We start from the raw sequence: 10,584 nt of genomic DNA on the forward strand, positions 1-10,584 counted from the left end.
TTTAATTTTTAACTATTTCTAATTTTTTAACAATATTTTTTCCAAATCGAATATAATCTAATAATGGACGATGAGATGGGCACACATAACTGCATGAGCCACATTCAATACATGTCATAATATCTTCTGAAGAAGCTTTTTCATAAAAACCTTTTTCTGATAAATCCATCAACAAATTTGGCTCTAATCCCATAGGGCAAACAGAAACACATTTACCACAACGAATACAATTTTGCTGCTCACCTCTACTCGCTTCATCCTCAGAAATAACTAAAATTCCAGAAGTTCCTTTAGTTACCGGAACATCGGTGTTTTTAATAGCTTTCCCCATCATTGGGCCTCCATTTACCAGTTTACGTGTTCCTTCAGGTAAACCACCAACTTCATTTACTAAATCGGTAATTGGTGTTCCTATTTTTACCCAATAGTTAGATGGATTTTTTAATTGTTTTTTGGGTTTAATTCCCCGACGCTCTGCGTCGAAATAAAAAAGGAATTTCCTATTTGATACCTCGTATGCTTGCGTCGAGGTAGTTCATTTTTTTACCAGTAACGGTAACAACTCTTTCTGTTAAAGGCACATTGTTTTGTACCGCTTGATAAATGGCGAAAATAGTTCCAACATTATGTACAATTACACCCACATCAAGTGGCAAACCATTTTTAGGAACTTCTCTTTTTAGCAACGCTTTTACCAATTGCTTTTCACCTCCTTGCGGATATTTAACTTTTAATGCTGCTACATTTATATTTTCTTCTTCTTTTGTAGCTTTTAAAAAAGCATATATTGCATTCTTTTTATTATTTTCAATTCCAATAATCACTTTGTCAACACTTAAAGCATACATTAAAATTTTAATACCAATTACAATCTCTTTCGTTTTTTCAAGCATTAATCTGTGGTCAGCAGTTAAATAAGGTTCACATTCTACACCATTAACTACCAAACAATCAATTTTTTTATCTTTTTTTATACTCAATTTAACATGTGAAGGAAATGTAGCTCCACCCAAACCAACAATACCATAATCAGCAATTCGCTGTAAAATTTCTTTAGAAGTTAAGGTTATTTCTTCTTTTAAAGGATATTCAATCTCTTCTAAATTAGAAGGGTCTTTTACATCCGTTCTAATTACAATACATTGCTTTTTATAGCCACTAGAATCAATAATTTTATCCAATTTTGTTACCGTACCAGTTACTGGAGAATGTATATTTGAAGAAACAAGCCCGCCCGATTTGGCGATAACCTGCCCTTTTTGAACCTTCTCTTTTACTTCAACTACAATTACTGAAGGAATACCAATATGCTGTGATATAGGAATATATACCACTTTTGGTAAAGGCATTTTCTTAATTTTTTTTAAAACCGTTAACTTGTTTTCAGGAGGGTGAATACCTCCTTTGGGGAAAGTTTTAAGCATTGGTTTGAAGTTTTACTAATTTAACTTTTATAACTTTTTCTTTTCTTGGAGGAAAATTAGTTTCAATAATTGAATGTGTTGGACATACAAGAACGCATTTTCTACATAATGTACAAAGTACAGGGTCAATGTATGCTAAATTATTTATCATTGTAATAGCGTCTTTTGGACACACATCTTCACATTTTGAACAACCAATACAAGCTACAGCACAAGCTTTTTTTGCAATTCCAGCCTTGTCTTCATTTAAACAGCCAACAAAAACTTTTAAATCACGTTTATTTTTAGGACGCATTTCTATAATATCTCTTGGACAAGCATCAACACAAGCACCACAAGAAGTACATTTATCCGTAATAACAACAGGTAATCCAGTTTCATTATCCATGTACATGGCATCAAACTTGCATGCATTTACACAATCTCCATCACCTAAGCAACCATATTGGCAATCCGTTTCTCCACTAAAAATCATAGCCGAAATTGCACAAGTTCTTGGTCCTTGGTATTCTGTATTTTTTGGACGAACATCACATCCTCCTTGGCAACGTACAACAGCTACCGTAGGATCTTTTTCAGCTACTTCTTTCCCTAAAGTAGCAGCAACTAATTTCATAACAGCATTACCACCAACCGGACAAAATAAATCGGAAATATCTTCTGTATTCACCAATTTCTCAGCAAAAGATTTACATCCAGGAGAGCCACATCCTCCACAGTTAGCTGAAGGCAATAATTCTTCAACTTCGGCAATCAAAGGGTTTTCATATACGTAAAACTTTTTAGAAACCACATACAACACTCCTGCTGCAATAAATCCTAAAGAAGCTAATAACAAAACACTATATAAAACCGAAACTGTCATTCTTAATTAATTTTTTAATATTGAAATCTTGAATATTTTTTCTAACGGTTTTTTCATTAAGTAAATTACAAAATAATAGGGTATTAAAACCAAAATGGATAACAAACCCGCAATCCATTCTTTTAAAAAGAGTAATGCTAGTATCAATGTAAAAAGCATCAGTATAAACGGAAAAACATACGCCCAAAAAACAGCTTTTAGACCTAATTCTTTTTTTAAAATAACATTAACTATTTCGTTGAGTTTATGCGAATCATTTGTATCAATAATTTCTATTTCTTTTATATTTGATTCGGATGCTCCGCAAGCACCTTTGGCATTGCAAGTTTCACAATTTGTGCTTTCTAACAACGTAACCGTAACAGCACTTTTTGAAATTTTAGATATAATACCTTCATGTTTTACAAAACTATCAAGGTCAACGCTTTTAAAACTATTTAAATCAAATTTTACCATAATTGTAATTCTAACAATAGTTTAATTCAACAAAATTAACGATTATTGAATTCTTGAAAAATGATTTTCATTAGATTTTTATACAATTAATTTTAAGTGATTCTCATATGTGCAAATTCTATTTAAATGCTACCTTTAAAACTTAGTGTTTTTTTATTTTGTTAATAAAATTTAAGAGATTTAAAAGCCTAGCACTTATTAAATTCATACTTTTAAAACCTCATTTTTCACACAAAATAACTGCTGCATGTTTTTAATTTTTGATACTGAAACTACTGGTTTACCTAAACGATGGAATGCTCCAATAACCGATACTGACAATTGGCCAAGGTGTATTCAAATTGCTTGGCAATTGCATGATGAACTAGGTAATATAGTGGAACATCAAGATTTTTTAATAAAACCAAACGGATTTAATATTCCTTATGATGCAGAGCAAATTCACGGTATTTCAACGCAACTAGCAGCAGAAAAAGGAGAAGAATTAGAAAAGGTTTTAGAAATTTTTAATGAAGCTATTTCAAAAGCAACTTTTATTGTCGGTCAAAATGTAAAATTTGACCTAAATATTATGGGTTGCGAATATTTTAGGACTAAAATAAGCACTTCTTTAAATAAAATGCCAGTTTTAGATACTTGTACTGAAGTAACAGCTAGTTTATGTCAAATTTCTGGAGGTAGGTATGGAAAATTTAAACTTCCAACATTAACCGAATTACATCAACATTTATTTAATACTCCGTTTGGAGATGCACATAATGCTACTGCCGATGTAGAAGCAACTACACGTTGTTTTTTAGAATTAATTCGTCAAAGAAAATATACTGCAGAACAACTTAAAACAGACTCTGATTATTTCAAAAAGTTTGAGACTAAAAATCCAACTACTATTAAAGTTGTAGGAATCAAGCATATCAACTTAAAAGAAGAAAGTGAAAAATTAAAAACTGAATCTAAGAATAATTTTAATGCCACCTCCAAAAAAATAGCATTAAGTGATGAGCTAAAAAAAGCTTCGTTTATCCATTTACATTGTCATTCTCAATTTTCAATTCTTCAATCTACTTCCAACGTTCAACAATTGCTAAATGCAGCTATTGAATTTAATATGCCTGCTGTTGCCATTACTGATATTGGCAATATGATGAGTTCTTATTATTTTATTAGAGACGCCATTAAATATAATAGTTCAGTAGCAACTTTTAACGAATCCAAATCAGACGAAGAAAAAGAAAAAAAACCCATAACTCCAATTGTTGGATGTGAATTTTATGTTTGTGAAGACCATTTGGATAGAACGCATAAAGATAATGGATACCAAGTAGTATTTTTAGCGAAAAACAGAAATGGCTATCATAATTTAGCAAAAATGTCATCGCTTTCTAATACCGAAGGTTTTTACTATGTACCAAGAATTGATAAAAAAATAATAGCTCAATATAAGGAAGATTTAATTGTGTTATCTGGAAATTTGCAAGGCGAAATTCCTAATAAAATTCTAAATATTGGTGAAAATCAAGCTGAAGAAGCATTATTGTGGTGGAAAGAACAATTTAGAGCTGATTTCTATTTAGAAATTATGCGTCATCAACAAGAAAATGAAAATCACGTAAATGAAGTTTTAATTCAGTTTTCAAAAAAACATCACGTTAAATTAATTGCAACTAACAATACTTTTTATACCAAACAAGAAGATGCAGAAGCACATGATATTTTATTGTGTGTAAAAGAAAATGAGAAATTTGCCACACCAATAGGAAAAGGAAGAGGCTACCGAAATGGACTTCCAAATGAAGAATATTATTTCAAATCTCAAGAGGAAATGAAAATGTTGTTTTCAGACATTCCTAAATCCATAACCAATATTAAAGAAATTACAGATCAAATTGAAATTTATAATTTACAACGTGATGTTTTACTTCCTAAGTTTACTATTCCCAATGAATTTATAAATCCAGAAGATGAAAAAGATGGAGGTGTTAGAGGTGAAAATGCATATTTAAAATACTTAACTTTTGAAGGTGCTAAAAAAAGATATGGTGATACTTTAGATAAAGAAACACAAGAGCGGTTAGATTTTGAGTTGTCAATTATTGAAATGACTGGTTATCCTGGTTATTTTTTAATTGTTTGGGATTTTATTTTAGAAGCACGAAAAATGGGAGTTTCCGTTGGTCCTGGTCGGGGTTCTGCTGCGGGTTCAGTAGTTGCTTACTGTTTATGGATTACTAATATTGACCCAATTAAATACAATCTCCTTTTTGAACGTTTTTTAAATCCTGATCGTGTATCATTACCCGATATTGATATAGATTTTGATGATGAAGGAAGACAAAAAGTATTAGATTTTGTAATTGAAAAGTATGGAGCCAATCAAGTTGCACAAATTGTAACTTACGGTACAATGGCTGCCAAATCTTCTATTAGAGATACTGCCAGAGCTTTAGATTTACCACTTTCTGATGCCGATAGAATTGCAAAACTTGTTCCAAATATTAAACTGAAAAACATATTTGGAGACGATGAAGAAAGCAAAGCAAAAATAAAAGAACTACGCAAAGAAGATTATGATTGTGTAACCGAACTTATTAGATTATCAGAAGGTGATGACTTAGAAGCTCGTACCATAAATCAAGCTTACAATTTAGAAGGCACAGTTAGAAATACTGGAATTCATGCTTGTGGAGTAATAATTACTCCTGAAGACATTACCAATTTAATTCCAGTAGGTAAAGCTAAAGATTCAGACATGTATGTTACACAATATGATAACAGCGTGGTTGAAAGTGCAGGATTACTTAAAATGGACTTTTTAGGATTAAAAACATTAACCCTAATAAAAGACACCATTAAAATTATAAAAGCAATTCATGGCAAAGAGTTAATTCCTGATGATTTTCCTTTGGATGATTTTAAAACCTTTGAGTTGTTTCAAAAAGGGGAAACAGTTGGTGTTTTTCAGTATGAATCTCTAGGAATGCAAAAACATTTAAAAGCATTAAAACCTACAGAATTTGCAGATTTAATTGCTATGAATGCACTGTATCGTCCAGGTCCAATGGAATACATTCCGCTTTTTATTATGCGTAAACACGGGAAAGAAGCTATTGAATACGATTTGCCAGAAATGGAAGAGTATTTAAAAGAAACTTATGGCGTTACGGTTTATCAGGAGCAAGTAATGTTGCTGTCCCAAAAAATAGCAAATTTCACCAAAGGTGAAGCAGATCAATTGCGAAAAGCAATGGGGAAAAAGATTTTTGCTTTACTTCAAGAACTAAAACCTAAGTTTCTAAAAGGAGGTATTGCAAATAATCATCCTAAAGAAATTTTAGAGAAAATTTGGAGGGATTGGGAAGCTTTTGCAGCTTATGCATTTAACAAATCGCACTCTACGTGTTACGCTTATATTGCCTACCAAACCGCTTATTTAAAAGCATATTATCCTGCGGAATTTATGGCTGCAGTACTTTCAAATAATATGAATGATATTAAGCAGGTTACCTTTTTTATGGAAGAATGCAAGCGTGCCGGAATAGCAGTTTTAGGACCCGACATTAATGAATCGTACTATAAATTTGCCGTTAACCAGCAAGGTGCAATTCGCTTTGGAATGGGAGCTATAAAAGGCGTTGGTGCCAATGCCGTAGCTGCAATTGTTGAAGAACGAAAGAAAAATGGCAACTACAATTCCATTTTCGATTTAACTAAAAGAGTTGATTTACGCACGGTTACTAAAAGAGCCATTGACGGATTGGTTTTGGCTGGTGGGCTTGATTCCTTTACGCCAACTAATAGAGCTCAATATTTTTTACAAGATGAACGTAACATTTCATTTATAGAAAAGGCAATTAGATTTGGGAATAAATATCAGGATAATAAAAATTCTTCTCAGGTTTCATTATTTGGAGAAACTTCTGAAATTCAATTCCCAGAACCTGAAATTCCATTTTGTGAAAATTGGGGAATAATGGAAAAGTTATCTAAAGAGAAAGAAGTAATTGGTATTTATATTTCTGGTCATCCTTTAGACAATTTTAAAACGGAAATGGAAACCTATTGTAAAACACCACTTTCAGAATTTGAAAATTTGGACGCTTTACTTAATAAAGATGCATCAGTTGGGGGTATTGTTTCTAGTGTTGAACACCGAACCAATCAAAAAGGAAATGGCTGGGCAATGTTTACTTTAGAAGATTATTCCGGATCTTATCAATTTAGAATTTTTGGTGAAGAGTATCTAAAATTTAGACATTTTTTAGTAATGAATTCTTTTTTATATCTAAAAATTAGTTGTCGTCAAAGCTGGAATAAAACCGATGTTAGATTGTCTTATACTAACATTCAATTGCTAGCAGATATTTTGGAAAAATTTTCTAAAAAATTAACTATCAACTTATTAAATAATGATGTAACTAAGAAAAATATTAAAAAGATAAATGAAGTTTTAAAAAATTACGAAGGCAAAAAACCAATACAATTTACTATTTTTGAGCCCAAAGAAAATTTAAAGCTGACCATGCCAAGCAGAAGTTTTAAAGTGAATATTTCTAACGAATTATTAGAGAAATTAAAAAAAGAACAAATTCATTTTAAACTTAATTAATTTCCTCAAATTGATGAAAAAAATTTTAACTTTATTATTGTCACTAAGTTGTTTTCTAAACTTTGGACAAACAAAATTATCTTATTCATCTTATCTTCAAGTAGATTATTTATATGGAAATATTATCGCTCATAATCCAGATGCTACGGCTTTTTTGCAAGGTCATCCAACAGGATTTATATTAAGTTATAATAAGCGAAGTTTTGGAGAAGAAAATTGGCAAGAACGTTTTAATTATCCTGATTTTGGTTATTCATTAGGAATTTATGATTACCATTCTGAAATATTAGGGAAATTATATGCCGTTTACGGACATTATAATTTCTATTTATTAAATCGATTATATAAAAATCAACTTATTGTTAGAACTGGAATTGGGTTGGCTTATAATACGCATCCGTATAATAAAGTTACTAATAATAAAAATACTGCTTTTGGTACGTATTTAAACTCAAGTACTTATTTTAAAGTGTATTACCAACACGAAAACATTTTTAAAAATATCGGATTTAATACAGGATTAACCTTTATTCATGCCTCAAATTCAAATGTAAAATCACCTAATTCTGGAGTTAATTTATGGGCTTTTACCATAGGATTAAATTATAATTTAACACCTAAACTAAATAATAATACCTTTATTCCATCTACTGAATCTAAAAAATTTACAGAACCTATAAAACTTAATATTGCTATTCGAGGAGGTGTAAATGAATCTGAAATTATTGGTAGCGGACAGCGTGCTTTTTTTGTAGCTTCAGTTTATGCGGATAAAAGAATTAATAGAATTTCAGCATTACAACTTGGCTTAGATTTATATATTTCTCCAATTGTAAAAGATTTTTATGAAATTAACAAAACCATTCCTTTTTCTCATTTAAAAGAAGCCCATGAATTTTCTAGAATAGGACTGTTTATTGGTCACGAATTATTTATCAATAAGCTATCCATAGAAACCAGTTTGGGCTACTATATTAAAACACCTTATGTATATCAAGCTATTTATTATGAAACGCTTGGTTTAAAAAGATACATCAATAAAAAATGGTTTGCTAGCATTCGATTAAAAGCACATGCTGCCAATGCAGAAACAGTTGAATTTGGAGTAGGAATTAGACTATAATATGAAACACAAAATTTACATATTATTTTTAATTTTAAGTGTTAGTATCTCAGCACAAAATACTTCTTTTTTTAAAAGTATAGAAAGTGATTTTTTTATTGGAAAAAACATTGAGCATGATAAATCGCTCCATAATGCTATTCAAGGAAATAGTTATGGATTTATGTTTTTATTTAATACTAAAAACAATCAAAAATCTAAGTTCAATAGGTTGTATAATTATCCTGAAAAAGGATTTTCATTATTATATTTAAATTATAATTCTAGTATTTTAGGAGAAGCAATTGGTGGTTATAGACATTACACATACCATTTATCTTCTAAGCATAAAAATCTAAAACTTTCCACTGGCTTTGGTTTAGGTTATGCAAATCATCCTTATAATGCAATTTCAAATAATCAAAATTTTGCGTTGGGTTCGCATTTGTTAGTCTCAGCATTTTTGAAATTAAATTATTTTAACTATTTCTTAAATAAAAATCTTACTGTTTCTTCAGGAGTTAGTTTAGTGCATTTTTCAAACATCGCTTTTAAAAATCCGAATTTGGGTATTAATACGGTTTCACTTCATTTAGGAATTAAATATCAAAATTCTAATAGTACCGAAAAACCATCAGAAAAACACGTATTAACTTCAAAAAACTCTTCTAAATGGAACTATAATATACTTGTTAGAACTGGTTATAACGAATCTTTGGTAATTGATAGTGGTTTATTTCCTTTTTATACGTTTACTTTTTATGGTAGTAAATTCCTAAATCAGTACTCAACATTTACTATTGGAACAGATTTTTTTAATTCTAGATTTTTAAAAGAATACATTAAAAATGAAGCTATTTCTACTGGGAAAAATTATGATGCAAACGATTATAATAGAATTGGAGTTTTTGTTGGTCATGAACTCACACAAAATCATTTTGCTTTTGTAACTCAAATTGGATATTATGCTTATTATCCATTTTCGTATGTAAGTAGAATTTATGAACGATTTGGATTTAAATATAAATTAGGAAATCATTGGTTTTCTGAAATCACCCTAAAAGTAAATTTATTTAGAGCAGAAGGATTAGAAATAGGATTAGGTTATAAATTTTAAATAAACGTATGAAAAAACTTCTTTATTTTTTTACAATACTAATTTTGACAAGCTGCAATTCTGAAAAAGCAGGTAATTGCTGGCAGACTGCTGGAGAAAAAATTCAAAAAGAATTTACGGTGAATGACTTTACTAAAATAGTAGTTCATGATAAAATTGAACTAATTATTACCCAAGGTTCAACTCAAAAAGTGCTTGTAGAAACTGGTAAAAACTTAATGCCAGATATTAGTGTTTCTGTGGTTGATAATCGTTTGGTGTTAATTAACAATAATACTTGTAATTTTTTTAGAGATTATGGCATAACCAAAGTATATGTTACTTCACCTAATTTAACGGAAATTAGAAATGCTTCAGAACAAAATATTACGGCAACCAACACGCTTACTTATCCATCATTATATTTAATGTCTGTTGGAGATAAACGGAAGTATTTATCCGTTGGTGATATTAATTTAGCTATCCAAAATGATAAGGTTAGAATATGGAGTAACGGTATTGCTACATTGCATTTAACTGGAACCACCAATAATTTAGATATCAATTTTTCAAATGGCGACACGCGTTTTGAAGGTGAAAATTTTAAAGCAAAAAACATAAATGTTGCCCAAACAAGCTCTAATGATATGTTAATTTTTCCAATAGAAAGTTTAACAGGAAGTATTCATTCCGTTGGTAATGTAATTTCATTTAATAAACCTCCAATTGTTGATGTTAATGTGCAAAACGTAGGTCAGCTTATTTTTAAATAACCTAAACGCTACTCTTTAATCAGGGCAAACTCACACTTTTTCTTTGATAAAAGCTAGATAATCAGTTGATTTATAGTTGTCAAAGTTATTAATTAGTCGAACCTATTTTATTACAAGAAGATAGTTTTAATAGTGTTTTTAGTTGTTTTTATTACCAAAATAGGGTTCAAAAAAGACCAGTTTTTAGTATCTTGGTGCATAAAACCTTGTCAAATGCGTTCACATAAAATCGATACAAATCAATATAATTTTTTAGGAAATA

Annotated in this window: 8 protein-coding genes and 1 pseudogene; 4 read left to right on the forward strand and 5 right to left on the reverse strand. The window is 30.1% G+C overall.

Annotated features, from left to right (window positions below; translation table 11 throughout):
* Position 1: 1 nt before the first annotated feature.
* From L3J60_RS06830 to L3J60_RS06845, 5 genes and pseudogenes are all read right to left on the reverse strand, one after another.
* A complete protein-coding gene (locus tag L3J60_RS06830) occupies positions 2-334 on the reverse strand; it encodes a 4Fe-4S dicluster domain-containing protein (RefSeq protein WP_291974744.1) in 333 nt (110 codons plus the stop codon).
* Between the two features lie 48 nt (positions 335-382).
* Positions 383-463, reverse strand: a pseudogene (locus L3J60_RS13450) (hypothetical protein); the annotation flags it as partial.
* A 37-nt stretch (positions 464-500) separates the two neighbouring features.
* Positions 501-1,424, reverse strand: coding sequence for an RnfABCDGE type electron transport complex subunit C (locus tag L3J60_RS06835; protein ID WP_291974745.1), 924 nt, complete (start codon positions 1,422-1,424; stop codon positions 501-503).
* The gene (locus L3J60_RS06840; protein ID WP_291974746.1) at positions 1,417-2,289 is read right to left on the reverse strand and encodes a Fe-S cluster domain-containing protein; all 873 of its coding nucleotides are present in this window, start codon (positions 2,287-2,289) and stop codon (positions 1,417-1,419) included. The genes L3J60_RS06835 and L3J60_RS06840 overlap by 8 nt, the downstream gene beginning before the upstream one ends.
* Positions 2,290-2,295: 6 nt before the next feature.
* Positions 2,296-2,745 (reverse strand): SoxR reducing system RseC family protein, encoded by a 450-nt coding sequence (locus L3J60_RS06845; protein WP_291974747.1) that lies wholly within the window; start codon positions 2,743-2,745, stop codon positions 2,296-2,298.
* Between the two features lie 247 nt (positions 2,746-2,992).
* On the opposite strand from L3J60_RS06845, the gene dnaE reads away from it, so the two are divergent.
* From dnaE to L3J60_RS06865, 4 genes are read left to right on the forward strand one after another with little or no spacing between them, the layout of a single operon-like run.
* Positions 2,993-7,351, forward strand: a complete 4,359-nt coding sequence (gene dnaE / locus L3J60_RS06850; protein ID WP_291974748.1) for a DNA polymerase III subunit alpha — start codon at positions 2,993-2,995, stop codon at positions 7,349-7,351.
* A 13-nt stretch (positions 7,352-7,364) separates the two neighbouring features.
* The gene (locus L3J60_RS06855; protein ID WP_291974749.1) at positions 7,365-8,474 is read left to right on the forward strand and encodes an acyloxyacyl hydrolase; all 1,110 of its coding nucleotides are present in this window, start codon (positions 7,365-7,367) and stop codon (positions 8,472-8,474) included.
* A 1-nt stretch (position 8,475) separates the two neighbouring features.
* A complete protein-coding gene (locus L3J60_RS06860; RefSeq protein WP_291974750.1) occupies positions 8,476-9,570 on the forward strand; it encodes an acyloxyacyl hydrolase in 1,095 nt (364 codons plus the stop codon).
* A gap of 8 nt (positions 9,571-9,578) precedes the next feature.
* A complete protein-coding gene (locus L3J60_RS06865; RefSeq protein WP_291974751.1) occupies positions 9,579-10,322 on the forward strand; it encodes a head GIN domain-containing protein in 744 nt (247 codons plus the stop codon).
* Positions 10,323-10,584 lie beyond the last annotated feature (262 nt).

The organism is Lutibacter sp. (genome assembly GCF_021647475.1).
In the GTDB taxonomy this organism is placed as follows: domain Bacteria; phylum Bacteroidota; class Bacteroidia; order Flavobacteriales; family Flavobacteriaceae; genus Lutibacter.